This is a genomic window from Ligilactobacillus acidipiscis, assembly GCF_900116935.1.
Taxonomy (GTDB): domain Bacteria; phylum Bacillota; class Bacilli; order Lactobacillales; family Lactobacillaceae; genus Ligilactobacillus; species Ligilactobacillus acidipiscis.
Window position 1 is genome coordinate 1,376,252 of record NZ_LT630287.1, and the last position, 26,819, is coordinate 1,403,070.

22 protein-coding genes, 1 other RNA gene and 1 pseudogene are annotated in these 26,819 nt (G+C 40.0%); 5 read left to right on the forward strand and 19 right to left on the reverse strand.

Going from position 1 to position 26,819, the window contains the following annotated elements:
• Positions 1-5: 5 nt before the first annotated feature.
• The 13 genes and pseudogenes from BQ5903_RS06325 to BQ5903_RS06385 form a co-directional block, all read right to left on the reverse strand.
• A complete protein-coding gene (locus tag BQ5903_RS06325; RefSeq protein WP_079579175.1) occupies positions 6-1,274 on the reverse strand; it encodes a dihydroorotase in 1,269 nt (422 codons plus the stop codon).
• A 4-nt stretch (positions 1,275-1,278) separates the two neighbouring features.
• A pseudogene (locus BQ5903_RS06330) lies at positions 1,279-2,228 on the reverse strand (aspartate carbamoyltransferase catalytic subunit).
• A gap of 78 nt (positions 2,229-2,306) precedes the next feature.
• Positions 2,307-3,596 (reverse strand): solute carrier family 23 protein, encoded by a 1,290-nt coding sequence (locus BQ5903_RS06335; RefSeq protein ID WP_079579177.1) that lies wholly within the window; start codon positions 3,594-3,596, stop codon positions 2,307-2,309.
• 275 nt (positions 3,597-3,871) lie between these two features.
• Positions 3,872-4,396, reverse strand: coding sequence for a bifunctional pyr operon transcriptional regulator/uracil phosphoribosyltransferase PyrR (gene pyrR / locus BQ5903_RS06340; RefSeq protein ID WP_010494231.1), 525 nt, complete (start codon positions 4,394-4,396; stop codon positions 3,872-3,874).
• Positions 4,397-4,606: 210 nt separating this feature from the next.
• Positions 4,607-5,509 carry an RluA family pseudouridine synthase gene (locus BQ5903_RS06345; protein ID WP_079579179.1) on the reverse strand — a complete coding sequence of 301 codons (903 nt, stop codon included), beginning with the start codon at positions 5,507-5,509 and terminating at the stop codon, positions 4,607-4,609.
• A complete protein-coding gene (lspA, locus tag BQ5903_RS06350) occupies positions 5,506-5,949 on the reverse strand; it encodes a signal peptidase II (RefSeq protein ID WP_079579181.1) in 444 nt (147 codons plus the stop codon). Before lspA ends, BQ5903_RS06345 begins: the two co-directional genes overlap by 4 nt.
• Before the next feature lie 108 nt (positions 5,950-6,057).
• Positions 6,058-7,722, reverse strand: a complete 1,665-nt coding sequence (locus BQ5903_RS06355; RefSeq protein WP_079579183.1) for a formate--tetrahydrofolate ligase — start codon at positions 7,720-7,722, stop codon at positions 6,058-6,060.
• Between the two features lie 44 nt (positions 7,723-7,766).
• Positions 7,767-8,156, reverse strand: a complete 390-nt coding sequence (locus BQ5903_RS06360) for an EbsA family protein (protein WP_010494244.1) — start codon at positions 8,154-8,156, stop codon at positions 7,767-7,769.
• A 30-nt stretch (positions 8,157-8,186) separates the two neighbouring features.
• Positions 8,187-9,332, reverse strand: coding sequence for a THUMP domain-containing class I SAM-dependent RNA methyltransferase (locus tag BQ5903_RS06365; protein WP_056988091.1), 1,146 nt, complete (start codon positions 9,330-9,332; stop codon positions 8,187-8,189).
• Positions 9,333-9,492: 160 nt separating this feature from the next.
• Positions 9,493-10,878: a group II intron reverse transcriptase/maturase gene (gene ltrA, locus BQ5903_RS06370; RefSeq protein ID WP_079579635.1), complete on the reverse strand. Its 1,386-nt coding sequence runs from the start codon at positions 10,876-10,878 to the stop codon at positions 9,493-9,495.
• Between the two features lie 479 nt (positions 10,879-11,357).
• Positions 11,358-11,734: RNase P RNA component class B (gene rnpB, locus BQ5903_RS06375), an RNA gene on the reverse strand.
• A 12-nt stretch (positions 11,735-11,746) separates the two neighbouring features.
• Complete coding sequence (gpsB, locus tag BQ5903_RS06380; RefSeq protein ID WP_010494256.1) at positions 11,747-12,085, reverse strand: cell division regulator GpsB; 339 nt, start codon at positions 12,083-12,085, stop codon at positions 11,747-11,749.
• Between the two features lie 140 nt (positions 12,086-12,225).
• Positions 12,226-12,795, reverse strand: a complete 570-nt coding sequence (locus tag BQ5903_RS06385) for a DUF1273 domain-containing protein (protein ID WP_056971236.1) — start codon at positions 12,793-12,795, stop codon at positions 12,226-12,228.
• Between the two features lie 225 nt (positions 12,796-13,020).
• Between BQ5903_RS06385 and recU the strand changes: the two genes are divergently transcribed.
• Together recU and BQ5903_RS06395 are read left to right on the forward strand one after the other, a co-directional pair.
• Entirely contained in the window at positions 13,021-13,653 is a 633-nt protein-coding gene (recU, locus tag BQ5903_RS06390) for a Holliday junction resolvase RecU (protein ID WP_010494260.1), read from the forward strand.
• A gap of 20 nt (positions 13,654-13,673) precedes the next feature.
• Positions 13,674-15,974, forward strand: a complete 2,301-nt coding sequence (locus BQ5903_RS06395; RefSeq protein ID WP_154022021.1) for a transglycosylase domain-containing protein — start codon at positions 13,674-13,676, stop codon at positions 15,972-15,974.
• A 71-nt stretch (positions 15,975-16,045) separates the two neighbouring features.
• On the opposite strand, the gene nth is transcribed toward BQ5903_RS06395, so the two are convergent.
• From nth to BQ5903_RS06425, 6 genes are all read right to left on the reverse strand, one after another.
• Positions 16,046-16,699 carry an endonuclease III gene (gene nth / locus BQ5903_RS06400; RefSeq protein WP_010494269.1) on the reverse strand — a complete coding sequence of 218 codons (654 nt, stop codon included), beginning with the start codon at positions 16,697-16,699 and terminating at the stop codon, positions 16,046-16,048.
• 26 nt (positions 16,700-16,725) lie between these two features.
• The gene (locus tag BQ5903_RS06405) at positions 16,726-17,451 is read right to left on the reverse strand and encodes a DnaD domain protein (protein WP_010494271.1); all 726 of its coding nucleotides are present in this window, start codon (positions 17,449-17,451) and stop codon (positions 16,726-16,728) included.
• Positions 17,452-17,586: 135 nt separating this feature from the next.
• A complete protein-coding gene (gene asnS / locus BQ5903_RS06410; RefSeq protein WP_079579186.1) occupies positions 17,587-18,888 on the reverse strand; it encodes an asparagine--tRNA ligase in 1,302 nt (433 codons plus the stop codon).
• Between the two features lie 11 nt (positions 18,889-18,899).
• Entirely contained in the window at positions 18,900-20,084 is a 1,185-nt protein-coding gene (locus BQ5903_RS06415; protein WP_079579188.1) for a pyridoxal phosphate-dependent aminotransferase, read from the reverse strand.
• Between the two features lie 17 nt (positions 20,085-20,101).
• Positions 20,102-20,596, reverse strand: a complete 495-nt coding sequence (locus tag BQ5903_RS06420; RefSeq protein ID WP_079579190.1) for a DUF5590 domain-containing protein — start codon at positions 20,594-20,596, stop codon at positions 20,102-20,104.
• 88 nt (positions 20,597-20,684) lie between these two features.
• The gene (locus BQ5903_RS06425) at positions 20,685-23,480 is read right to left on the reverse strand and encodes a helicase C-terminal domain-containing protein (RefSeq protein WP_056971161.1); all 2,796 of its coding nucleotides are present in this window, start codon (positions 23,478-23,480) and stop codon (positions 20,685-20,687) included.
• Between the two features lie 287 nt (positions 23,481-23,767).
• On the opposite strand from BQ5903_RS06425, the gene mvk reads away from it, so the two are divergent.
• Genes mvk through BQ5903_RS06440 form a run of 3 tightly spaced genes read left to right on the forward strand, consistent with a single transcriptional unit; the run spans position 23,768 to position 26,802 of the window.
• Positions 23,768-24,724, forward strand: coding sequence for a mevalonate kinase (gene mvk / locus BQ5903_RS06430; protein ID WP_079579192.1), 957 nt, complete (start codon positions 23,768-23,770; stop codon positions 24,722-24,724).
• Positions 24,724-25,698, forward strand: a complete 975-nt coding sequence (gene mvaD, locus BQ5903_RS06435) for a diphosphomevalonate decarboxylase (protein WP_079579194.1) — start codon at positions 24,724-24,726, stop codon at positions 25,696-25,698. Before mvk ends, mvaD begins: the two co-directional genes overlap by 1 nt.
• Before the next feature lie 30 nt (positions 25,699-25,728).
• On the forward strand, positions 25,729-26,802 hold the full coding sequence (locus tag BQ5903_RS06440) for a phosphomevalonate kinase (RefSeq protein ID WP_010494292.1): 1,074 nt from the start codon (positions 25,729-25,731) through the stop codon (positions 26,800-26,802).
• Positions 26,803-26,819 lie beyond the last annotated feature (17 nt).

A 26,819-nucleotide genomic window follows, 5' to 3' on the forward strand; every position in this document is an offset into this window, starting at 1 on the left:
TTTGCTTACCGTTGATAGATAATTTTTTCTTTGACCAATGTGGACACCGTTTCACCCCACACACTTTGCCCTGCAAAAGGACTATTGACAGCCTTGGAAAGGAAATTATCCGTTATTAACTCATGCTTTTTTTGCAAATCAAAAATTGCCAAATCAGCTCGCATACCCGGAAGGATCTTCCCAGCATCATCGATCTTTAAAATGTCTGCTGGCGTGATACTCATGGCGTGTACCAATTTTTCTAAAGTCAACCGCCTTGTTTTCACTAATTTAGTATAGAGCATGGAAAAAGCCGTCTCACTGCCAGTGATCCCAAAAGCGGCTTGGGCAAATCCGCCAGCTTTATCTTTTTTAGTGTGAGGCGCATGGTCAGTGGCGATAATATCGATCGTCCCATCTAACAAGCCTGCGATCAACGCCTGTTGATCTTCCTTGGACCGTAAAGGAGGATTCATTTTGTAATTTGAATCGTCGCTTAAGATATCCTCTTCACTTAATAACAAGTGATGCGGTGTTACCTCACAAGTTACATTAACTCCCTGTGACTTTGCCGCACGGATCAATTCCACTGTTTCTTTAGTTGACACGTGGCAAACATGATAATGGGCCCCAGTTTGCTGAGCTAAAGCCAGATCCCTTGCCACCTGAGAAGTCTCACTGACCGCTGGGATCCCCCGCAAGTTTAATGCTCGTGCACTTGGACCTTGGTTGATCACGCCATGGTCAAAAAGCTCATCATCTTGTGCATGGACAGCGATCATCATGTGAGCAGCAGTAGCCTTTTTAAAAGCCTGATATGTCGTCAAACTAGATTGGATCCCATGTCCATCGTTACTTACCGCGAAGGCACCGGCTTTTTGTAATTTACTAAAATCGGTCAAACGCTCACCAATTAAATTTTCAGTTACAGGCGCATACTGTAAAACCCTGACTTGACCATGTTGTGCATTTAAAAGGCACATTTTTTTCATTTCCGCGGCACAATTAGGGACTGGTGAAACATTAGCCATCGCACAAACTGTGGTATAACCGCCATGTGCTGCTGCTCTAGTTCCTGAGGCAATATCCTCTTTAGCAGTTTGCCCCGGTTCTCTTAAATGAACATGTGCATCAATTAGTCCTGGAACTACTATCATATTTGCGGCATCGATTTCTTTTTGTCCTGAAAGGTCTTGTCCTATCGCAGTGATCCGGCCATTTTCTACTAGAACATCCGTCCTAAGAAAACGTTCATCGACCAACACTGTTCCATTCTTAATAACGATTTTTTCCATTGCCTCAACCTCCGATATGTCTGCCATTGATCACAGCTTCAAGCATTGCCATGCGCATATAGACACCGTTAGTCATTTGCCTAACAAATCTTGAGCGGGGAGCCTCAACTAATTCAGATGCCATTTCGACCCCGCGATTGATCGGTCCAGGATGCATCACGATCGCACTTGACTTCATTTTCTGGTAACGAGCGACCGTTAAACCAAATTGCTGATGATATTTGATCTCACTGAAATTTTTTCGGCCTCTGTTTCCTCATGTCTTTCATGTTGAACTCTTAAGAGCATCAAAACATCAATTTTAGGAATCAGTTCATCAAGCGGCAAATATTGACCATATTCATTAAACTCAGACGTAAACCATTCGCTAGGACCAGAAAAATAAATGTCGGCACCTAACTTTTTTAATAATTGCATGTTGCTACGCGCCACGCGTGAATTTTTCAAATCACCTACGATCGCGATCTTAAGTTTGTTAAAATGACCAAATTCCTCATGAATTGTCATTAAATCCAACAAGCACTGCGAAGGATGCTGACCAGAGCCATCTCCGGCATTAAGCAGACCAACATTTAGTTTCGAGCCAGGCTGTTCAAGTATGTGCTGATAATAATTATTTTGCGGATGCCTGATCACTGCTAAATCAATTCCGATAGCGGACATAGTCAATAAGGTATCGTACAAAGACTCTCCTTTCTGAACGGAGCTGGTCTCCGCCGCGAAAGGAAAAACATTTAAGCCCAGCTTTTTTTCTGCCATCGTAAAACTCAGCTTGGTCCTGGTAGAATTCTCAAAAAATAAATTTGCAACGTTGATTTGACGTTTGAAGTTTTCTTTGCGCCCACCATTTTTGAAATACGCTGCACGCTCAAGTAGGTTATAAACTTGTTTTGAATTCAAGTCTTCAACAGTCACAAAGTGTGGTAATAATATTTGGGACATCAATTGTGTCATATAGAATTATCTCCTTACATTTTTGGAATTTATTGGACAACAATTATTTAACAGTTACTTACTTAACTTTTAAATCGTTTAATTTTCTTCACTTGCAGCATTCGCGGGTAAGAGCAGATTTAATACGATTCCAAAAACAGTTGAAAGTGCAATACTGGTTAGTTGAAAATTACCAAGTTGGAGATATGTTCCACCGATCCCGATCACTAAGATCACAGAAGTAATGATCAGATTCCGCTTTTTTTCATAGTCTACCCTCGAATCAACTAGGATCCGTAAGCCATTAGATGCGATCATCCCAAATAAAAGGAATGATATCCCGCCGATCACCGGCCCAGGTATGGTTTGGATCAGCGCGGAAACTTTACCGCAAAAGCTAAAGACAACAGCGAAGAAAGCCGCTCCACCCAGTACCCAAACACTATGAACTTTGGACATTGCCAAAACCCCAATATTTTCACCATATGATGTTGTTGGAGGACCACCAACAAAACCTGCAATGATCGTAGATAATCCATCACCTAGCAGTGTTCTGTGCAAACCAGGATCTTTTAGAAAGTTCCTTTTGGTCAGTTTATTTAAAACCATGATATGTCCCATATGTTCTGTCATCGTAACAAAAGCGATCGGTGCCATTCCGATGATGGCTGCTGGATAAAATTTAAAATCATAATTCAAAAACATCACATTAAATGCGGGCAAACTGAACCATTTGGCTGCTTTAACAGGCTCAAGGTCCACGATACCCACTGTCAACGCCAATAAGTAGCCGCAAATTATCCCTAATAAAACGGGGATCATGCTGGAAAACCCTTTGAGAAACATATTAAAAATGATCGTGATCAATAAGGTAAACATCGCAACCCCAAAAAACTTAATGTCATAATGCGAATTATTTAACATTGCATCATTGGCTGCGGTGGTTGCTAAGGAAAGTCCAATAACGATAATGATCGGTCCGACCACTACCGGTGGTAAAACTTGATCCATCCAAGCCGAACCAAACTTGGAGATCAGACAGGCCACAACTACATATACTAAGCCAGAAACAATCGCACCTTGGCCCACTGCAGGATAACCATACTGATGCATCAAGGCCTGCATTGTAACAACAAAAGCAAAACTTGAGCCTAAGTATGCTGGTATCTTGGCCTTTGTACATAATATGTAAACCAATGTCCCAACACCTGAAGCAAATAACGCAATACTTGGATTAATGCCGATCAATAATGGTACTAAAACGGTGGCACCAAACATTGTAAAAAGATGCTGGATCGACAAGACTAACCATTGACCAAACTTCGGTTTATCTTTGATATCCAAAATAGCCTCTTCATTACGAAATTCATTGTTATTATTATCTGACACTTGTGATCTCTTCCCTTCATTATCAAAAACAATTATGAAAATTAACAAAATTTGTTTTAGAGCGTGGAATTCACTAAAACTAAAGCAGCTTTTGTTAAATTTCCACAAAAAAAGCCTAGGTCATCGTTTAAATGACCTAGGCAAATACACTGCTGCAAATAACTAGTCTGGTAGACTTACTTGCAACCTGCAACTCAAACCGTTGTGCCCTCACTGGAGTCATTTAAATGGTTCATTACAATAATAATTATTTTTTAAAAAGCAGCTTCAACAAATCAGATCAGCTCGATATCATCTTTATTATCGACTTCTGTCATATAGACTGCTACTTTTTCATCCCAAGAAGTTGGAATATTTTTTCCGACAAAATCTGCTCTGATCGGTAACTGTCTGTGTCCCCGATCAACTAAAACTGCCAACCTAATCTTTCGTGGCCGTCCTTGATCCATAATGGCATCAAGAGCTGCCCGAATAGTCCTACCCGTGAACAAAACGTCATCAACTAAAACAACATTTTTATCGGTCACATCATTTTTGAATTCAGCAACCTGTTTAGCAGCGCCGGGGCGATGACTGCTAATATCATCACGATAAAGTGAAATATCCAGTTCATTTACTCCAACTTCAAAATTTTCAAGTTCTTTCAAACGCTGAGCAATGCGACGTGCTAAAAATACCCCACGCGTCTTGATCCCCACTAAAACTAAATTATCGACACCCTTGTTGTTTTCGATAATTTCATAAGTGATCCTGGTCAGTGCCCTTTTCATTGCAATTTCATCAAAAATTTGCTTTGACATCGAAAGTTCTCCTTTGAATTAAAATTTTTGGCCCAAACAAAACAAAATCTGAGTTGTGCAGTTAAGAACTTATTAAAAAAGCCCGACCGCAGCCTTTTGAGGTTACAGTCGAGCTTGCCAAAAAATGGCATTGCTAACTTTTCTTCAATGCTGCCCTTACTAGCCTCTCTGGACTAAGTTTTAAAAGGAACTTAACTGTTAATTATTCTACTAATTACTGCTCTGCTTGTCAAGGTCATCGATAGTTTTTTTTAAATAATTCGGTAAAGGTGCCTTAAAGTCTAATCTTTTCTTGGTTACAGGATGAGTAAATCCAAGTTCTGCAGCATGTAAAAATTGTCCTGGACCAGCTAAAGTTTTTTTAGGGCCATATACTGGATCACCAGCGACAGGATGCCCGATATATTTCAAATGAACTCTGATTTGATGGGTCCTTCCCGTCTCTAACCGACATTTTACCAAAGTATAATTCTGATATCTTCGTAATACCTCAAAATGCGTCACTGCTCGACGACCTCCAGCAACAACAGCCTGCTTTTTACGATCTTTAGGGCTTCGTGCCAATGGGGCATTGACAGTCCCATGATCTTCTTTGATGATCCCATGAACCAAAGCTATATAATAACGACTGGTCGTTTTATCCTTTAATTGTTGTGCCAAACTATGGTGAGCATGATCATTTTTAGCAACCATTAACAACCCTGACGTATCCCGGTCGATCCGGTGAACTATTCCGGGACGTAATGTTCCATTGATCTTAGACAACGGACAGTGGTAAAGCAAAGCATTGACTAAAGTTTGATCTGGGTGTCCAGGAGCAGGATGAACAACCATTCCTGCAGGTTTATTGACTACTAAAACATCATCATCTTCATAGACGATATCTAAGGGAATATCTTGTGCCACTAAATCGAGTTTGTGAACTTCAGGTTCGTTGATAGTAACTTGATCTCCATCTTTGACCTGATAACGCGGTTTTTCCTGTTGGCCATTAACTAAAATCTTGCCATCGAGTAACAGTTTCTTGATCATAGAACGTGAAAATTCCGGAAAAGCAGCACTTAAAACCTGGTCTAAGCGACCCTTTTGCTTTGTAACATTACACTTTTTCATAACGAATCATCCCTTAACATGACGATCAAAATTATGATCACCCCAACAGTTAAAGCACAATCAGCAACATTAAAAATCGGAAAGTTAATGAAATCCAATTCAAACATGTCGATCACATAACCCAGACGTAACCGATCAACAAAATTACCAATAGTGCCGCCAAGGATCAATGTTAACCCTAAGGCGTAACCCCAGTTCTTCCATAATTTAATGAAATAATAGATCACTACTACGATCGCAATGATCGAAATCAGTGTAAAAAACCATTGCTGGCCCTGTAACATACTCCACGCCGCTCCGTAATTTCGTATATGAGCCAGTGAAAAAACATTATTAACTAAAACCTCACTATGATTCAAGGGAATATGACCTAGTACAAAAAACTTGACCGACTGATCAAGTAGGACAACAGCAAAAACTAATAATACATAAATCGGCATAAAATCGACGTCCTTTATTTCTAATATGAATTAAAACAAACAAATATCAACCTAATATTTGCCTGCTCACTCCCTAATGGTTATACAAAACCTTATGTCCAACACAGACTAAAAGAGACCTGAGATCTTCCCTAAATAATCGATATTTATTTGATCAGCAGCTGGTTTAGCCGGTAAACCCGGCATTGTTAAGACGTTCCCCGTTAAGGCTACGATAAAACCTGCACCCAATTTAGGCACAAATTCACGAACATGGATCGAAAAACCTTGAGGTGCGCCTAAAAGCTTGGGGTCATCACTAAATGAATATTGTGTTTTTGCCATACATACCGGCAATTGATCCCAGCCGTGTTTTGCAAACTCTTTTAACTGCTTGCGGGCTTTTGGAGCATAAACAACATCACTGCCGCCATAAATTTGAGTAACGATCGTGGTGATTTTTTCAGCCAAAGTCATTTTCTGTGAATATAACGGCGTAAACTCACTCTTCTCGTCACAACTAGCAATAACCGCCTGTGCCAATTTTTGTGCACCTGCGCCCCCTTGTTCCCACACATTAGCCAATTGTGCAACTACTCCTTGCGTACGGCATAGTTCTTGCAAACAATCTAATTCTTGATCAGTATCGGTCACAAAGCGGTTGATCGCAACCACCACTGGCACACCATAACGTTGCATAGAATGAATATGACGAGCCAAATTACTATAACCTGCTTTTAAAGCTGCAATGTTTTCTTCATTCAATTCATTTTTTGAGAGTCCACCATTCATTTTTAGTGCACGTACCGTAGCCACTATCACTATAGTATCAGGCATTTTCCCTAAAACCGGAGTCTTGATGTCAAGAAATTTTTCTGCACCCAGATCTGAACCAAAACCTGCTTCGGTGACCGTGTAATCAGCTAATTCCAAAGCCGTTTTAGTCGCCAAAACACTGTTACAACCATGAGCAATATTAGCAAACGGTCCACCATGGACCAAAGTCGGTGTATGTTCAAGCGTTTGGACCAGATTTGGTTTAAGTGCATCTTTCAAAATAGTTGTGATCGCTCCTTGGACTTGAAGGTCCCCAACTGTAACTGCCTGACCGTCATATGTATAGCCGACTAAGATCTTTGCGATCCGCTCTTTGAGATCCTCTATGTCTGTCGCCAAACACAAAACTGCCATAAGTTCTGAAGCCACCGTAATATCAAAACCATCTTGGCGCACGATCCCTGAAGTAGTACCGCCAAGACCGATCACGATATTTCTTAAAGCTCGATCATTGATATCTAAAGCTCGCTTCCAGACAACACGTCGTGGATCAATGTTTAGTTCATTTCCTTGGTAAATGTGGTTATCTATCAACGCTGCCAAGGTATTATTAGCACTAGTTAAAGCATGCATATCTCCCGTAAAATGCAAATTTATATCTTCCATCGGGAGTACTTGAGCAAAACCTCCCCCAGTAGCTCCTCCTTTGGCCCCCATTACAGGTCCCATTGATGGTTCACGCAACGCGATCATTGTTTTTTTACCAGCAGCTTTCAAAGCATCTCCTAGGCCAATAGTTATGGTTGATTTACCTTCACCAGCTGGAGTTGGACTTACAGCAGTGACCAAGATCAACTTGCCTGACCGCTTTGGCACTCGTTTAACATTTAATGGCAGGGCGATCTTAGCTTTGAAGTGTCCATATGGTTCAATTTTTTCCAAAGGGATCCCCGCATCTTGAGCAACCTTATTTATTGGCCATAACTCAGCCTGTTGTGCGATCTCAATATCTTTCATTACAACCAGCCTCCACTTTTTGATGACGATAGTTTCTTTCTCAGTTACACTACAGCAATCTTATTTCTGAGCAGTTGGGCAACTTCTTGAACATTGCTTTTTTTCATTAATAATTCATATTCATTGTGCTTAGTTTTAACCAGCAGTCTGTGTCCTGCTGTTGCAACAGCCGAAATATCTGCGTAAGAAATACTTTCGTTATTAGTTTTGATCACTTTATTAAGCAATAATCTGTCTGGTCCTAACTTTATTTGTCGAGAACCAACCTGCAACGCAAAAACTACAATAAAGATAATAAAAGTAACAATAGTCCATGGCTGCAGTACAGTGATTTCTAACCATAATAACATGCTTAACAAAAAAATCATAAACGTAAATGACCAACAAATCACGCTTGTCGCAACATCAGGTTGATAACAATATTTCTTGTCCATCCTTTGAATTCACCTTGCCTTTTAAAACTGCTATTCAGTAGTGATACTTCTGTCTTTTTTCCCCCAATATTGAAAAAGATCTGTCCTCAAAGCTCCATTATAAAGTTTACGTCGCTTAGTGGCTTTTTGCCCATATTCTTTTTCAAAATTCAAATCACTGGATAATATATACTTACTCCAAGTTTTCAGTGGACGATATAACTCGCCCATTTGCTGATAGAGTTTTGCGGCTTCTTTTTGGTCACTCAGTCGTACTCCATATGGCGGGTTTGCTACTATCACGCCATTTTTAGCTGTGGTTTTAAAATCCTTAACGGCCAGTTGCTTAAATTCAATATCATGCAAGACACCTGCTTTGTTAGCATTTAACCGTGAGATCGAAATCATCTGTTCGTCGATATCGTAACCATGAATGCCTAACTGCTGCTCTTTATTTTGAGCGGCTTTGGCTTTGACTCTTAATTTTTCAGCAATCTCCTGGGGGAATAATGGCCAAGACTCACAGGCAAAACTACGCCAAGACCCGGGAGCGATATTACGTCCGATCAATGCTGCTTCGATCGGTAAAGTACCCGAACCGCAGACAGGATCAACAAATGGCATTTCTGGATACCAGCGAGCTAATAATATCAAAGCCGCAGCCATGTTTTCTTTTAATGGTGCTGCTCCTTTTTCGACCCGGTAACCGCGCTTAAACAAACTATCGCCTGTTGTATCTAGTAACAACATCACATGATCCTTATTCAGGACTGCTTCGATTTGAAACTTAGCCCCACTTTCAGGAAATTTAGTGCGCCGGTGGTAAGCAGCTGACATTTGTTTAACGACTGCTTTTTTAACGATCGACTGAATGCTTGGTACATGATGCAAGGTTGACTTTTGTGATTTGGCATTTACCGGGAATTCAGCATCCATTGGTAAGAATTGATCCCAGGTGATCGCCTTTGTTTGTTCAAAAAGATCATCAAAAGTTTTAGCTTCAAATTCCGCCAAAACGATTTTGATTCGATCTGCAGTTCGTAACCACATGTTGGTCCAAAAGATATCTTCAAACGTACCCTTAAACCTGGCTCGACCGTTTTCGATCTGTGTTTCATATCCTAAATGACGCAACTCATTACCAACTAATGCTTCGATCCCCGAAGCACAGGTTGCGATCAAATTGTATTCTTCCATTATTAAAGAACCTCCATATTCATTCAAAAAGAAGTAAGCCGTTAAAATCAACACAAAATGCTTCATACTCCTAAAATTTACTAATCGGGTAGGAGATAGTTCACACTATCGACCTCCCACACCACCGTACGTACGGAACCGTATACGGCGGTTCAACAACTTAAGCTTTTGCTTGAATAGACTGGTACAGTTTGGACAGATTTATTAGCCCACGCTGTGCCAGTCTTTTATTAGTTATGGTCATCAACAGTGTTTTACTGTGCGCGTTGCGCCAGTATCCCTTACGAGTATTGACGTAGATTTTCGCCTGTTTGGGTGTCAAGCCTAGTTTAATCAATGCTTTATAACGGGTTCCGATATTCTTCCACTGTTTCCAGATATACTGGCGGATGCGCGAGCGCAACCATTTGTCTAGTTGTTGGAGAAAGGTTTTCATCTTCCCAATGGAATAATATTGGATCCAGCCCTGCATTTTCTGCTTAATTTCATGCAGAATCCTATCAAGGCTGACGCCTCGGCTTCTCTTGGTGATTCTTGTCAATTCCTGTTTAATTCTCTGTTTAGGTTTTTGATGAGGACGCGGGTAGGCGCTATTGCGTCCCACACCCAGAGAAAAACCTAGAAACTTCAGTCTTAGTGGAGAACCGACTTGCGTCTTTTCTGCATTCACTTCAACTTTGAGTTCCTTTTCTAAAAACTGGGTGATGCTTTTGAGAACCCGTTCACCCGCACGCTTACTTTTAACATAGATATTACAGTCATCCGCATAGCGTACAAATTTATGTCCTCTTTTGGTCAATTCTTTGTCCAGCTCGTTCAGATAAATATTTGCTAGTAATGGTGAAATATTGCCACCTTGCGGTGTACCTTTAGCGGACTTCTCGAAAAATCGACCATTCATAACACCACTCGTCAAGAACTTACGAATCAAATGCAAGACCCATGGCTCACTAATGTAATTTTCAACAAATTTAATTAGTAAATCATGGTTCACATTGTCAAAATAGGACTTTAAATCAAGGTCGACCACGTAGTGATAACCCTGATTATAATAAGCAACCACCTTTTTCACAGCACTTTGTGCACTGCGGTGTGGTCGAAAACCATAACTATTATCTGAGAATACTTTTTCAAAAATAGGAGACAGTTGCTGTTGTAACGCCTGTTGAACCACACGGTCAACGACCGTTGGGATTCCTAACTGACGTTTCGAACCATCTGGCTTAGGAATCTCAACTCGTTTGACAGGTTGGGGTTCATAGCTTTCGGTTCGCAAGGCCTCGATTAGTTTTACGTTATTCTCTTTCAAGTATGGGCCAAGTTCCTCAACGGACATGCCGTCAATTCCTCCAGCCCCTTTATTACGCTTGACATGGACAAAGGCCCGATTTAAATTATTCCGGTCTAAGACCTTCTCACGTAATAAGCCATTTTGAGTTCTCTTTTCACCAGAAACAACGCTACGCGCTCCTGTTTGCTCTGACCCTTCCAGGGTTACCCTCCGCAGGTAGTCAGCTTTATTTTCTGTTTTCTGCGATTGTCGTATTGTTTCCACCTCCAGGATGAATCAAAATTATTGTTGTTCAGCCCTTCACCATTACTGGCTACTATGGCCTCGGCTGACTTCTGTCATGGACAACTCAACATTACTATTGAGCCTGTTCCTGCCAGAAATAACTTCCAGCTTGAGAGAACTACCATGACAGACCTCCCCGGGTAAGAGCAGTAGCTTTCGCATCAAACCGTTGGCTTTACTGTGACGGTTTCGAGTGGTCAGGGACTTCGATTTGTTAAGCAATCTCATCCCACCGTTTCCAGCCTTTTAGCCACTTCTTGTTCATCGATTCGATGTTTCGTCTAGGACTTCCTTCAGATTCTACCTCACGATAGACACCCTTGTCTTCGACTCGTGATACCGGCCACTACGGCTCACAGCGGACTTACACCGCCTAGTTACTGCCCATGCCGGGCGCACTTAAAAAAGTCGGGATAATTAAAAATTACCCCGACCCCTGTCATGTAGTCCTCTATAAGCCACGTTCCGTACGTCATTCGATCCAGGAATCGAAATCGGTGGTAATCATCTATCTCCGAGTGAATCAACACTCGCCCCCATGATTTGTTCATTTCCGTCATGAAGCGCCCCTACCATAATTTGGGTTACCTACTCGTGGGGTTTACCGCGTTCCATCAAACAAGTTTCCCTGTTTGCTTCGTCACTGTGGCACTTTTCAAGACTACTCAGGCATGATCGAAATTTTAGCCCTTTTATCTGCCATAACCTGTAATAACAGGTCTCCTGCCTTATTTTTTCAGCAAGCACGAACACTACAAGCATCGCAGCTTGTGTAAGCTTGGACTTTCCTCAGCCTGCTTAATGCAGACCGCGATTACCAGAAAACTACACTTCTTTATTAAAACTGATTGCTTTGATCATCATCGTTAAGTTGGGCACCAAACACGTGGCGCTCTAGGTTGGACAAACGTTTCAAAATATCCATGTTTGTCGTATTAGAAGCAGGACGCGATGTTTGTCCGGATTTACCAACTGCCACCTGTTTAGTCAATTCATCAACTTTACTGACCAAACGATCATTTTCAGCCTGCAAACGTTGGTTTTCCTTAGCATACATCTCATAATCTTGAATAACATCATCCAAGAATTCATCAACATCTGCCGGATCATAACCACGCATCTTTGGCTTAAAATGCTTATTGACAATATCTTTAGGCGTTAGTTTTATGTTTTCCATTGCATTGCACCTCATCCAAGAAAGGAACTTAAATTATAACAATACTATTATATCAGTTAATCCTGAAATTTCAAGTTATTTTTACATTCATCTAATTTTGTCCTAGAAATTTTAAAAACAAACTATTCAAATGACCCTGATCATTCACCATCATCATTTCGTTCTTTTTGCTGTTCAGCCAACTCTGCAGCTGCATCCTGCAAGTCGAACATGTCCAATAATTCAGTAGCATATTCACTTTTTTCTTGTTGTCGTTTAATTGCTTGATAGTCGAATTTATTTTTGCCTGGGTAATCCGGATCATAAACCAGCAATGCGCCATCTGTGTGCCCCAACATAAATTTTTGGTAGTTTTTCAATTGCTGTGGCGAACGATACGGTTGTTTACTGACTGATGCAGAAAAATCAACAGCCTGCTTTAGTTTTAACAAGTACTGCTGCTTATTTTCCTGCCAATTTTGACCAAAATCGGCAAATGGCAGCATAAGAGCGACTTTTAAATCTGCATATTCTTTTTTCAATTCTAGGGCTGTTTCAACTGCCCACTGTTCGACTCCCAATTGTCCTCCAGTTATTATCCAGCTTAATCCATTATCGGCCCTTGTTTTTAAGTTACTTTTTAAGACCGCTTTGATCACATCTTTTTTTGGGTCCTTGTCATTAAATACATTCAACTCATAGCTGCGATAACCCGTGACCCATAACCGCATACTTTCCGCCTCTCAAAATTATCAAATTAAACTATTCTACTATAATATGTGGTGTTTAAACGATTTTTACATAGCACGACTTCATAAACCCGTTCTACTGCTTCTAATATGAACACTCTTATACTTTTAGTCTTTAAATTAGTATATTCTGCTGAAAGGTTTTTTTCAAACTTTGCCATTAGTAAGTTGAGTTGTTATAATTAAGCGCATAGGAGTGTGAGAAAAATGATCAAACACTATCCAAATGGAGTTCCCTTTCAGGAACAATTTACTGCAGATCACAAATCAAGCTTTAACACTGCTCCTGCACATGACAATATCATCTATGGCAATCGTGGTATGTCGCTTGAACAAGAGATCAATCTCAGTAACAAATATTATTTGGAATCCGGAATAGCTGTGATCCACAAAAAACCAATCCCAATTCAAATCGTTGATGTCTGCTACCCTAAAAGAAGTGCGGCTGTGATCAAAGAAGCTTATTTTAAACAAGCTTCCACAACAGATTACAATGGCGTCTATCGGGGGCATTACATCGACTTTGAAGCAAAAGAAACTCGCAATCGTTCATCTTTCCCGCTCAATAATTTCCATGACCATCAAATCAAACATATGAAAGCATGTGAAAAACAACAGGGAATATGTTTTACGATTGTCAAGTTTGTGGTCCGGCAGGAGACCTACTTAATGCCTTCACACTTACTATTCCACTATTGGGATGGTCGAGAAAAGGGCAGAAAATCTATTCCATATGAGCAAATCAAACAGGAAAGCTATTTGATCAATTATCACATCAACCCGCGAATTCCTTATCTCAAGGGCGTTGACCAGTTGATCAATAAATTAAAAATGCCGTAATAAAGGAGTTTATGTCCATCATGAGTAAGCAAGATTCAAAATATTCACGCGTTGATCGTCGTGAACAAGAACAAAAAAATAAACGACCAAAACATCCGCGTAAAAAGAGTCATGTTTTTTCCAAGATTTTTTGGTCCCTAGTATTGTTATTGGTCGTGGCCATTGCTGGCGGCGCGACTTTGTTCTTTTCTTATGCTAGAAGTGCCCCTGCTTTAAATGAGTCCAATCTCAAAAACCCGGGCGCTACTAAGATTTACGATTCCTCAGATCATAAGATCTTAGACCTTGGTTCGCAAAATGCTGAAGCTTTAAAGCAAAACGAAGTTCCGCAGCAATTAAAAGATGCCGTGATCTCTATCGAAGACCGGCGTTTTTATAAACATCAAGGAGTTGATATTAAACGAACGATCGGTGCCGCTTTTTCAAACGTTTTCCATTCATCTTCCGGCCTTCAAGGTGGTAGTACTTTAGACCAGCAATTAATTAAATTATCATTTTTCTCAACTAAGAAGTCAGATCAAACGTTAAAAAGAAAAGCACAGGAAGCTTGGTTGGCACGGAAATTGGATAAAACCTATTCTAAAAACCAAATTTTAACTTTTTACATTAACAAGGTTTTTATGGGTTATAGCTCATACGGTATGCAAACGGCCGCTAAATTCTACTACGGCAAATCAGTCAAAAATCTAGACTTGGCGCAAACCGCTTTGATTGCAGGTATCCCGAATGCTCCATCACAATATAATCCATACTCTAATCCTAAATTAGCCTTAGCAAGACGAAATGAAGTTTTAGACGCTATGTTAAATAATAAAAAGATCTCACAAGCTCAGCATGACGCTGCACAAAGCCAAAGTATCAGTGATGGTTTGCTTCCCTATCATCAAAATGAACAAAAAAATGAAAAAGCCAAAATTGCTGATCCATATATTAAGCAAGTTATTACTGAGGTCAAAAAAAAGGGATATGATCCTTACGCTTCCAATCTGAAGATATATACCAATATTGATATGCGGATCCAAAAGAGGCTCTATAATATTGCAAATGGCGACAATTACGTCTATTTCCCTGATAATAAGGTTCAGGTTGCTTCAACGATCATCAATCCAAATAACGGCAAAGTTGTAGCGATGTTGGGCGGAAGAAAAACAGGCAATGTTACGTATGGTTTGAACCGTGCTGTACAAACCGATCGAACTAACGGTTCGACAGCTAAGCCTTTGATGGACTATGCCCCTGCGTTCGAATATTTGAACTGGGCAACTTATCATTCACTAAAAGATGAAAAATACACTTATCCAGGCACTAACACACAGTTGAATGATTTTGACAACCAATATAAGGGCACAATGACATTGCGTGAGGCTTTAGTGCAATCAAGAAACGTTCCTGCGATCAAGACTTTAGCAGCTGTGGGGATCAATAAAGCTCAAAACTTTATTGGTAAGTTAGGTTTTCATTATAAGAAACAATTAGAATATCAAAATGGGATCGGTTTGCCGTCTTCAACTTTGCAAAATGCGGCTGCTTATTCAGCATTTGCAAACGGTGGGACATATTACAAGCCATCCTATATCAATCGCATCGAAACTGCAGATGGCCAGGTCAACGATTATTCTAATAAAGGTAAACATGTTATGCAGTCTTCAACTGCTTATATGATCACTGATGTCTTAAAAGGTGTTATCACTTCTCCAATGGGTTCTGGTACACGCGCACAGATCCCTGGTCTGTATCAGGCTGGTAAGACAGGTACAAATGCATACCCAGATGATATTGCTGATAAGTTTCCAGACGACGTGTCGATGGATTCATGGTTCAACGGATATACTAAAAATTACTCAGTCTCAGTCTGGACCGGCTATGACCATCCATATCAAGATAACAACTACCTGGATACAGCTTCTGAGCGAATATCCCAGTTAGTTTATAAAGCTATCATGTCTTACATTTCTCAGGGAAAAACCAATTCAGATTGGTCACGACCGAGTAATGTTTTAACTAAAGAAGTCAACGGTGTCCGTGAGCTTTATCTGGCAGGTTCACCTGATCAAGACATTGTCAAAGAAAACAGCGAGGATAGCAGCAGCTCAAGCAAATCTACTTCTTCTGAGGAAAGCAGCTCATCTTCAAGTTCAAGTTCTTCAGAACAAAGCAGCTCAAACAGCTCAGAAGAATCAAGCTCAAGTAGTGAGGAACAGCCTTCTTCATCCGAAGGCTCTGAGTCTCCTTCACAGACGCCATCTTCGAGCACTAGCACTCAAAGCAGCAGCCAGCCTAGCAAGCCCAAAGATGAAGAAGGCTCGCCAAAAGATCAATAATAGCTTAAAACAAATAAAAACCACGAATTCGCATGTAAGAATTCGTGGTTTTTATTTGTTTAATTTAGGTCCTAGTTAATATCCTGTTTCAAACGATTTTGTCCTTCCTGACACACCGAAAACAAGGGGCAAGTTTCACACAACGGCTTGCGTGCTTGACACCGATAACGTCCCCAAAAGATCAACGTATGATGAGCGCGGATCCACATTGAGCGTGGTAGTTTTTTCATCAAGATCTGTTCGATTTGGGCAGGAGTATCTTTTTGAGAAACGATCCTTAGTCTCTTGCAAATCCTTGCAACATGAGTATCCACAGCAATCGTCGGAATATTAAAACAATCAGCCAAGACTACATCAGCAGTTTTACGGCCAACACCGGCCAAGGAAGTCAGCTCTTTCATGGTTTGCGGGACTTGTGAGTGGTAATTTTCCATTAAAGAACGAGAACAGGCAACTAAGTACTTCGCTTTGTTCTTATACAAACCAATATTTTTAATATATTGTTCCACCTCCTTGACGTCTGCCACAGCAAGATCTTCGGGCTGGGGAAAACGCCGAAATAAAGCCGGTGTCGCTGAATTAACTGATTTATCTGTCGCTTGTGCGCTTAAGATCACTGCCAATAAAAAGTGAAAGTCAGAATCAGCTTTTAATTCAGATTTTACGTCTGGAAATTCAGTCATCATCGTTTCTATTGCTGCAACTGTTTGAGATTTATTCAACATATTTTGACCTCTATTATTGTTAAAAATTATTTTTTCTTAGGATCAGGCTTGTCTGACCAACGATATAACGGGATATGAGGTTTGCTATTATTTCCCTTTTTCTTTGTTTCATTAGTTCGACCAGTAAAACTTTTGCGCCGGTTTGTTTGTAAGTTTTCCACATCAGCAGCTGATTTAATGTTTTGTTTTTCCCAGTTCAGCAATATCTTATCCATATACTTCAAACTATATGCACGACTTAATACTGCCTCGCGTAAAGCAGCATTGATCAACTCAGGCGCATAATGATCTTCCTTCAGCCACGAATCGATAGTTTCCATTTCGATCGGAGATAACGGATGTCCAAACTCTTCTTCGATCGAATTATAAACTTGTTCAGTTGCCAACAAAGAACTTTGGTCAACCTCTTTTTTTTCATCATTTTCTGTTAAAGCTGTTAATTTACGATATAGTAATTCAAAACTATAACGATCATGTTTCTTTCCGTCAACATCACTGACAGGCACGATCGTTAACATCTTTTTGGCTAGCAGTTGATGAACAAGATCATAAACTTCCGTGTTTTTAACACCCATTCGAGCAGCAATCAGTTCAAGGTCAGGAAAGTCTTTACCTGCTTGTAGACAACTGGAGATCTGTAAAAACAAGATAAATTCCTCATTAGTTAAACCAAGTTGAGAGTATTTATGCAAGACCATATTAGACACACTAAGCTGTCCTTGCTCGATAAATTTTGCAAATGTTGGGTCCAAGATCGTGTCCTCCTTCCGTCTTCATTATCAGTTCTATTATATCCTCTTTATCACCTAAATTTCAGCTAGTACAAAAACAAAAAAGAATGATAACCATAATCATATCATGGTACCATTCCTAATTAAATTAATATTTTACGGGTAGATCCGGTTAAGCATTCGTGGGAATGGAATAGCTTCACGAATATGTTCTTCTCCAGTGATCCAAGTAACCATTCTTTCTAGCCCCAAACCAAAACCTGAATGAGGTACACTGCCGTATCTACGCAAGTCTAAGTACCACTGATAGTCTTTTTCATTTAGACCAGCCTTTTTAATTTGAGCTTCCAAGTAAGCGGCATCTGTTGCACGCTCTGAACCACCGATAATTTCTCCATAACCTTCAGGAGCTAACAAATCAGCACAAACTACCAAGTCTTCCCGTGTAGGATGCGGCTTCATATAAAACGGCTTAATAGCCTTAGGATAATTAACAACAAACACCGGTTGGTTAAAATGATTGGCCAGGTAAGTTTCTTCTGGAGAACCAAAATCAGCGCCCCATTCTAATCCATCAAATTCACCGGAATCTTGTAACAATTTAACAGCTTCATCATAAGAAATACGAGGATAAGGCAACTTAGTATAATTTTTCAATAATCCTTTATCCCGACCCAGAAGTGTCAAAGCATAATCACAGTGATCTAAAACACTTTGTACCAAATAAGCAATGTAACGCTCCTGTAATTCTAAACTTTCTTCTTGATACATAAATGCCATTTCCGGCTCGATCATCCAAAACTCGATCAAATGACGCCGTGTTTTGGACTTTTCAGCACGGAAAGTCGGACCAAAAGTAAACACTTTACCATAAGCCATTGCCCCAGCTTCTGCATAAAGCTGCCCTGATTGAGAAAGATAGGCATCTTTGTCAAAATATTCAGTATGAAAGAGTTCAGTCGTTCCCTCCGGTGCGCTGCCAGTTAAAATCGGTGCATCAAATTTGATGAAACCTTCCTGATTGAAAAATTCGAAGGTCGCCCGTGTAATTTCATTACGAACTTGCATGTTTGCAAATTGTTTCTTGGAACGTAACCAGAGATGACGATGATCCATCAAAAAATCAGTCCCATGTTCTTTAGGGGTGATCGGATAATCTTCACTTTCACCTACAACAGTAATATCTTCGATCTCAATTTCATAACCAAAATGAGAGCGAGAATCCTCATGTATCGTTCCAACAACGTACATGCTAGTCTCTTGTTTTACTTCCTTAGCTAATTCGAACACTTCAGGTTCAACATTGTTTTTGACAACTACTCCCTGAAAATAAGCTGAGCCATCACGTAATTGTAAAAAAGCGATCTTTCCGCTCGAACGTTTATTTGTCAACCAGACACCGATTTTAACTTTCTGATCAACATGATTTTTTGAGTCAATAATACTAATAGTTTCCACGAATTTTCCTCCTACATATGTAATTTCATAAACTTCTTGATCCTGTGAATACTTTCTTCCAAGCTATCATCACTGGCAGCATAAGTTAAACGAACAAACCCCGATTGTCCAAATGCTTCTCCTGGTACCAAAGCGACATGGACTTCATCCAACAACTGCTTAGTAAACTCCGTCGTTGACGTTATCCCTGTCAGTTTCAAAGCTTCAGTAATATCTGGAAAGAAATAAAATGCCCCCTGTGGTTTAACAGGAAATGAAAACCCAGGAATTTCCATCAATTTAGGATAGAAACGATTCAAACGCTCCTCATAGGTCAAGCGCATTTTTTCTATCTCGCTTTCCGATAATTCAATCGCCGCTAGTGCAGCATACTGACTGACTGCTGTTAAATTGCTTGTCGTTTGGCCAAGCAGAGCATTGATTTTTGAAATCAGCGGAATAGGACCAGCAATGAAACCGACACGCCAACCAGTCATCGCATATGACTTAGAGAACCCGCTGACCAAGACAGTATGTTCTCTGATACGGCCGTCAAATTCAAAAGCAGAATGAAATTCAGTCTGGTCGTAAACCAAATCACGATAAATATCGTCAGTGATCAAAGTTAGATCATTATCAGCAGCCCATTGGGCAATTCTCAATAACTCATCTCTAGAATAAACTAGACCAGCAGGATTTTGTGGCGAGTTTATGATCAGCACTTTGCTGTGAGCAGTTAATTGTTTTTCTAAGTCATTTACACCAACTTTACCTGACTTAGCAGTTGGATATACAAAGACTGGTTTGCCACCTGCAAGTTTGACCTGTTCACCGTAACTGACCCAAAAAGGCACGGGAATAAGTACCTCATCGCCAGGATCTAATAATGCTTGACCTAATAAATATAAAGCAAATTTAGCACCTGTGGTCACTGAAACATTAGCGGCTGAGAAATCAGTTTGGTATTGCTGATTAATTTTAGCTGCGATCGCCTTTTTTAAGGGCAAGATCCCACTGGCAGCTGTATAAGAATCAACTTTTCCATGTTGGATCGCAGAAATTGCTTTGTCCCTAATAGTCTGTGGTGTCGAAAAATCGGGCTCCCCAGCTGTCAAATTGATCACATCGACCCCCGAAGCAGCTAATTGCTTAGCCTGATCAGACAAAGCGATCGTTGCAGAAGGCTGTAAATTTTGGACGCGTTGCGATAATTTCATTTGATAACCCCCTTTTATTATAAGTTTTGTATTTCCTTGATCACTGCTCCGTTTTTAAAAGTTAACAGTGAATAACAAAGGTTTCCTTTTTGATTCAAGTAAGTTACTTCCCAGACTGGATGTTTTTTGGCCGAATCCATTCCTAAAGCAACGTTTAAGACCTTCTTAGGTTTTCTGTTTGAAACTATCAAAGCACGTGCCTGTTTGGCCGAGATCCCCTTGTTAGCTGCATAGACATTGATCCGTTTATTATTGCCAGAAATGATCGCATAGAGCCTCTCGCCTTGCTTATTGTTACCTTCAACGGTACGATAGCTTCTTCCTTCACGTTGAAATTCAAAGTAGTTCGTTTTCTTTGTAATGTGGGCATATTTTTCAGCTAGCAGAGCTGCTTTTTGCTCGTTTGACTCATATGGCCTCATCGCACCACGAAAAAAGACAAATATCAATAACAACAATGCTATCAAAATTGACCAAATGATTTTGTTTTTTGATCCATTATTTTTTCTCATTTTTTACCCTATTCCTTGCTCACACATTAAAAATCTTATCAGACACTAATCAATTATACCAATCCTGCGATCTTCTTTAAAGATTGAGCTAAATGTTTTTAAAAAAATTTTGTAAATTATCACCTAGTTCGGCTGTTTTTCGCCTTTCTAGTTTAACGCCTGCAGGAAATGATTTTTCAAAAACGACCCCATATTTTTTAGTCAAGATCCGTGGATCAAGTAAAACAAACGCGCCAATATCTGTCTTTGTTCTGATCAACCGTCCAAAACCCTGATTTAATTTGATCACTGCTTCAGGTAAAGCTATTGTTGAAAAAGGATTTTCTCCTAGTTTTTCTGCTTTGTGGTACCTGGCCTGATTAATTACTGAATCAACTGCTTGGAAAGGTAAGCGCGTTACGACCAGCAACTCCAGATCATCATGCGGCAAATCGACACCTTCCCAAAAACTACCGGTCCCTAGTAAAATAGCCTGATGTTCATGATCCATTAAAAAGCGTTTTTTAATTTTTTCTACCCCACCAGAGATTCCCTGAGCCAAAACATTCTTGGTCCTAGTCAGCCCCTTTTGCTGTAACAACTGATAAACATCAGCAATTGTCTGAAGCGAATTAAACAAGATCAAAGTCTGTCGTGGTACCTTACTACATATCTCAGAAATAGTGTCTGCCAGATATTTACAGTATTCTTGCTGATCGACGACCCCAACATCAGGAGCATCCATAGCAACCATAGCTGCGACCTGCTTTCGATAATCAAAAGATGAATCATACTGCGAGATCTGTGTCTTTGCAGGTAGATCAAGATTAGTTGGAATAAAGTTTTTGATTTCTGGTAATGAAAGCTCTGCTCCTGTTAATAATGTATGCTGAAAAGATTCATAAATATGATTTTTCAAAAAGTTCTTGGTCTCCATTAAACCACTATGGATCCGCAAGTGAGCGCCTTTCACATTGGACTTAGTCAACCAGATTATTTGACTCTCAAATAATTCTTCCAACTGATCCAAATCGAATAATTTCCAATTTTTTAGCTCCTTAGTCAAAGAGCGAGCTAGTGTGAAATAATCATTCAACAATTTATTTTGAACCGAGCTCAAGTGCAATGTCGTACTTTGTGTCATAAATTTCTTATATAGCTCACGATCAACCTGGACTAATTTCCTATAAGCACTAGCGACTGTTACAAACTCAGCTAAGTGTCCCTTGATAAAACCACGTATTTTTTTGGGGCGCAACAATTGTTCATAGTACTCACTTTGACTAGCATTACCACCGACAAAAGTCGCAGCAAGATCATTTCTTAATTGAGGTACCCGCGAATCGATCACCCTAATAACTTGCAACAAATGTTTAAACTCCGAGCTAGTTATAAAACCCGACCCAACAAGATCGATGAAGGAATACGATTCATGTGATCTAATTTTGACAAGTAGTGAATCTGCTAAGATCTTGATCTCATCAAAATCTAAAGTTTTCCTATTATTTTTAATTGTCATTGGTGCCAAGTGCTGTGCCTCATCAACGACTAATAAGCTGTTTGGCCCACTCAATTCCTCAATATGGCTGCTTAAATACGCATGATTAGTCAAAACAAAATCAGCATTTTTTTCAGCCAGTTTCTTTCTTCTCAGAAAATCGACGGAATAAAAAGGGTTGTCGCTATCCAATTCTTCAACGCCACGATGGTGGATCTCGTTAAACAATGGATCTTGTAATTTAGTCAAATGCAACTCATCAAAATCACCAGTTTTTGTTTCCATCAGCCAAACCATGATCCTCATTTGTAATAGATTTGTGTGAGAATTTTGCGTGCGTTTCAAAGACTGTGCAAAACGAGCCAAGTCGATGAAATGGTAGTTACCCTTTAAAGAAACTACAGAGCACCCAAATGGCAGTATTTTTTTTAAAAGAGAAAACGCATTTTCTTGGAGTTGAGTTTGTAAGACATTGGTTGCAGTGCTGATCACTACCTGCTTTCCCTGTCCAGTTTGATAAGCAGCGGGAAACAAGTAACCTAATGTCTTACCAGCCCCTGTTGGTGCATCTATCACCCGTACCAAATCTGAGCCGTTAAAAAATTCAAACGTTTCATCCATCATTTTTACTTGTTGCAAACGAACATCGATCAGGCCTGTAAAAAGCTTTTCTTTTTCGACTAATTCAAATGGATAATCAAGTGGAGCCAGAGTGTCTTTTGAAAAAATCGGTCTTTGAATGATCAACCCGGCAACAGACATTAAGTCAGCGGGCAGTTTAGTTTCTTGTTTACTTTTTTGCTCATACGCTTCTTTAAAGCAATCAACAGTATCTAACTCTAACTGCCTTCCTCTAAGACTTAATTCTTCTAATAATGTTAATGGAAAATCAGCGATCCGTTCCCGGAGTTTAATAAAAAGCGCTGCCGTTGTTCGCGCGTCGCTTGCTGCATTATGCGGTTGCTCATGTGTCAAAGACAAAAAGTGACTGACATCTGATAATCTATACGATGGTAAAGTCGGTAAAACGATTTGTGCTAATTGAACTGTGTCGATCCCTTTAAGATCTAGCTCTGGATAACCTACACGTACCAATTCACTATTCAAAAAATTATAATCAAAGGCAATATTATGTGCGACAAAGGTCGTATTTTGTAACAAAGAATAAATGGTCCCTGCCATTTCTTCAAAGCTTGGGGCCTTCTTGACATCTTTATCACTGATATTGGTTAATTGCGAAATCTCTGGGGGGATCGGTTGTTTAGGATCGATCAGCGTTGAAAACTCGTTAACGATCCGTTTATGCTGTACGAAAGTACAACTAAATTGAATGATTCGATTAGTCCCATTGATGGCAGTTCCCGTAGTTTCAAGGTCCACCACGGCATATGTTTTTCGACTACTCATTTTTTCACCACTTCTACAAATTGATCAAATCAAAAGTGTATATTACAATCGTTGATATTACCAGTATTGGCGCTTTTTGTCCACTTCTACTAGTTACACTAAACACTTATTCGTGCTGTTCGAATAAGTTGTTTTTTTGAAAATACGATTCGACTAAGAATTTTCATTGTCTGATTTGGTGCTAAAATGTATAATTATGTTGCTTAGCAATTAAATCTAATCACGGAGTCCAATGAAAAGGACCAAAAATTTGCTACAAATAACAGTGAGAGGAAGTTTAATTAACCATGAAACAAAAAGCAGACGGTATCGGCCATAGTCACGCTAAAATAATTTTGATAGGTGAACATTCGGTCGTATACGGACAGCCGGCAATTGCTCTTCCTTTGACAACGATTCAAACAGAAGCAAAATTGTTTTTTACAAATGATGACCAACAACTTATACAAAGTTCGTATTTTGATGGACCTGTTAACGAGATGCCTCCCGCTATGTTGGGAATATCACACTTGCTAAAAAATATCTTAGCACAGGCACATCAAGAAAAAAGCAGTTTTATTTTGAAAATAAGAAGTCAATTACCTGCTGAACGCGGCATGGGATCTTCGGCGGCGGTCGCGATCTCCATCATTCGCTGCTTATATGATGCATTTGGCCTTAAGTTAACACATAGCCAAACACTACGTCTAGCAAACATCTCCGAAACTGACACCCATAAAAATCCTAGTGGGCTGGATGCTGCTACTGCTGCCAGTGAAAATCCGATCTGGCTGATCAGAGACCAGGAGCTAGTGCCATTACCTATCACCATGAATGCTTACATTTTGATTTGCGACAGTGGGGTCAAGGGGCAGACGGGCAAAGCAATCAAGATCGTGCAAAACAATCTGACTAATGAACCGCAAAAAACTAAGGCCCACCTGGCCCACTTAGGTCAATTGTCAATTGAGGTCAGGGAACAATTAGCAAAAAATGACGTTTTTGGCTTAGGCAGATCCTTAAATTCAGCGCAAAAGCATTTGAATGCGATCGGCGTCAGCAGCCAAAACTTGGAAGATCTGATCCACCTTGCTTTACAAAATGGCTCACTTGGCAGTAAATTAACTGGCGGTGGTCGTGGCGGTTGTTTCATCAATTTGACCAAAAATCGGGCAACTGCTGAAAAGTTAGCAGCTGTTTTACAAAAGCACGGTGTTACAAAAAGTTGGATCCAACCACTGTCATCTGAAATTGGAGGTTTATAATGCAACATTTGCAAGCTGCTGCTCGTGCACATACCAATATCGCGTTGATCAAATATTGGGGCAAAAAAGACCAAAACTTGATTTTGCCAATGAACAGCTCTCTATCATTGACTTTGGATAAATTTTATACAGATACTTTTGTTGAATATTTGCCTAATTTACATGAAGATATCTTTTTTTTAAATGGTAAACAAAAAGTTGACCCTAAAATCAAAATTTTCATGAACCTCATTCGTCAAGTCACTGGACTGAACGTCTACGCACAAATCAAATCAACTAATCATGTTCCTACTGCGGCAGGCTTAGCTTCTTCCGCATCCGCCTATGCAGCCTTATCGTTAGCAGCGACTGCAGCCGCAGGTAAAATATATAGCAAAACTGAACTGTCACGAATTGCACGTCGCGGGTCCGGTTCTGCCACACGTTCAGTCTTTGGCAACTTTGTTGAATGGGTTGCCGGAAACGACGATCAAAGCTCTTATGCGCGCCCAGTCAAAATAATGAACGACTGGGACATTAGGATGGTGGCGATCGTCGTCGATTCTCGTCCCAAAAAGATTTCATCGCGTTCAGGTATGCAAACTGTGGTAGAGACCTCACCCTTTTATCATTCGTGGGTCAAAACAGCTAACGAAGACTTGAAGAATATTAAAAAAGCACTGAAAAATGGCTCGTTTGAAACATTTGGCACTATTGCTGAAAGCAATGCTTTGAAAATGCATGCTTTAAATTTGAGTGCTTCGCCTCATTTTAACTACTTTGAACCCCAAAGCCTGGTAGCAATGAATGCTGTAGAAGATATGAGAACACAAGGTGTACAATGTTACTACACGATGGATGCTGGTCCAAATGTGAAAGTCATTTGTAAAAACAAGGATCTTGATGTTATATTAGAACAGTTGCACCGTTATTTTCCCAGTGACCACCTGCTCGTGGCAGCACCTGGGCCTGGAGTTGAATTATTAAACAATTAAGAAATAATTTCCTGAAAGGGTCTGATTTATTTGATTAAGGTCAAAGCCCCCGGCAAACTTTACCTAGCGGGTGAATACGCCGTCGTTGAGACCGGTTATCCCGCGATTTTAGTAGCATTAAACCAATTCGTCCATGTGTCGGTCGAAGAAAGCCATGACTATGGTTCGATTATTTCGCGGCAATACCAGGAAGAATCTCTGTATTGGAAAAGACAAGGTAATCAAATGATATTTGATAACCGCGATAATCCATTCCACTACATTCTTTCTGGAATTAAAATTACCGAACAATATGCTCAGACTTTGGGCAAAAAAATGCAGTGCTATCATCTAAAGATCGACAGCGAACTTGACAGTCTAGATGGCAAAAAATATGGTCTAGGTTCTTCGGCTGCTGTAACTGTCGCAACCGTTAAAGCATTATGTGCTTTTTATGAATTACCAGTTTCAAAGGATGGACTATTTAAATTAGCGGCTATCGCCCACTTCGAAGTTCAAGGAAATGGCTCACTAGGCGATATTGCGGCCAGTGTTTATGGCGGATATATCGCATATCACTCATTTGACAGAGAATGGTTGACTCTCGCACGAAAAGAGTATTCATTGAATGAACTGGTAAAGCTAACATGGCCACAGTTAAAAATTGAACTCTTAGATCCTCCAACGGATCTTAATCTTTTAATTGGTTGGACTGGCTCACCTGCCTCGACTTCACAACTGGTCGATGTTGTTGGTCTAAAAAAGGCAGAGAAAAAAGCTAAATACAACCTTTTCTTAAAAGAAAGTGACGCTTGTCTACAAAAAATCATTGCCGGTTTTCATCACGGATCCCTCAAAGAGGTTCAAGAAGGCTTACAGCAAAATCATAAAAGTTTGCAGAAAATGGCACAATTCAGTAACTTAAACCTTGAAACAGCTAAGTTACAGCGCTTGATCAAAATTGCTGAATCTTTTGGCGGTGTGGCTAAGTCCTCTGGTGCCGGAGGCGGCGATTGTGGGATCGTAGCACTAAACAAAGTTATCGATCCGCAAAAGGTCTACAATAAATGGCAGGCTGAAGGAATAGAACCATTAAATTTAAAAGTACATTACGTAGTCGATTAGACTGAAAGGAGTTCCAG

What these genes read in the sequence shown, in the direction of transcription:
- BQ5903_RS06325 (WP_079579175.1), bottom strand. Translation starts at nt 1,274, where the DNA reads ATGGAAAAAATCGTTATTAAGAATGGAACAGTGTTGGTCGATGAACGT.
- pyrR (WP_010494231.1), bottom strand. Translation starts at nt 4,396, where the DNA reads ATGTCAAAGCAAATTTTTGATGAAATTGCAATGAAAAGGGCACTGACC.
- BQ5903_RS06345 (WP_079579179.1), bottom strand. Translation starts at nt 5,509, where the DNA reads ATGAAAAAGTGTAATGTTACAAAGCAAAAGGGTCGCTTAGACCAGGTT.
- lspA (WP_079579181.1), bottom strand. Translation starts at nt 5,949, where the DNA reads ATGCCGATTTATGTATTATTAGTTTTTGCTGTTGTCCTACTTGATCAG.
- BQ5903_RS06355 (WP_079579183.1), bottom strand. Translation starts at nt 7,722, where the DNA reads ATGAAAGATATTGAGATCGCACAACAGGCTGAGTTATGGCCAATAAAT.
- BQ5903_RS06360 (WP_010494244.1), bottom strand. Translation starts at nt 8,156, where the DNA reads ATGGACAAGAAATATTGTTATCAACCTGATGTTGCGACAAGCGTGATT.
- BQ5903_RS06365 (WP_056988091.1), bottom strand. Translation starts at nt 9,332, where the DNA reads ATGGAAGAATACAATTTGATCGCAACCTGTGCTTCGGGGATCGAAGCA.
- gpsB (WP_010494256.1), bottom strand. Translation starts at nt 12,085, where the DNA reads ATGGAAAACATAAAACTAACGCCTAAAGATATTGTCAATAAGCATTTT.
- BQ5903_RS06385 (WP_056971236.1), bottom strand. Translation starts at nt 12,795, where the DNA reads ATGCGGTTATGGGTCACGGGTTATCGCAGCTATGAGTTGAATGTATTT.
- recU (WP_010494260.1), top strand. Translation starts at nt 13,021, where the DNA reads ATGATCAAACACTATCCAAATGGAGTTCCCTTTCAGGAACAATTTACT.
- BQ5903_RS06395 (WP_154022021.1), top strand. Translation starts at nt 13,674, where the DNA reads ATGAGTAAGCAAGATTCAAAATATTCACGCGTTGATCGTCGTGAACAA.
- nth (WP_010494269.1), bottom strand. Translation starts at nt 16,699, where the DNA reads ATGTTGAATAAATCTCAAACAGTTGCAGCAATAGAAACGATGATGACT.
- BQ5903_RS06415 (WP_079579188.1), bottom strand. Translation starts at nt 20,084, where the DNA reads ATGAAATTATCGCAACGCGTCCAAAATTTACAGCCTTCTGCAACGATC.
- BQ5903_RS06420 (WP_079579190.1), bottom strand. Translation starts at nt 20,596, where the DNA reads ATGAGAAAAAATAATGGATCAAAAAACAAAATCATTTGGTCAATTTTG.
- BQ5903_RS06425 (WP_056971161.1), bottom strand. Translation starts at nt 23,480, where the DNA reads ATGAGTAGTCGAAAAACATATGCCGTGGTGGACCTTGAAACTACGGGA.
- mvk (WP_079579192.1), top strand. Translation starts at nt 23,768, where the DNA reads ATGAAACAAAAAGCAGACGGTATCGGCCATAGTCACGCTAAAATAATT.
- mvaD (WP_079579194.1), top strand. Translation starts at nt 24,724, where the DNA reads ATGCAACATTTGCAAGCTGCTGCTCGTGCACATACCAATATCGCGTTG.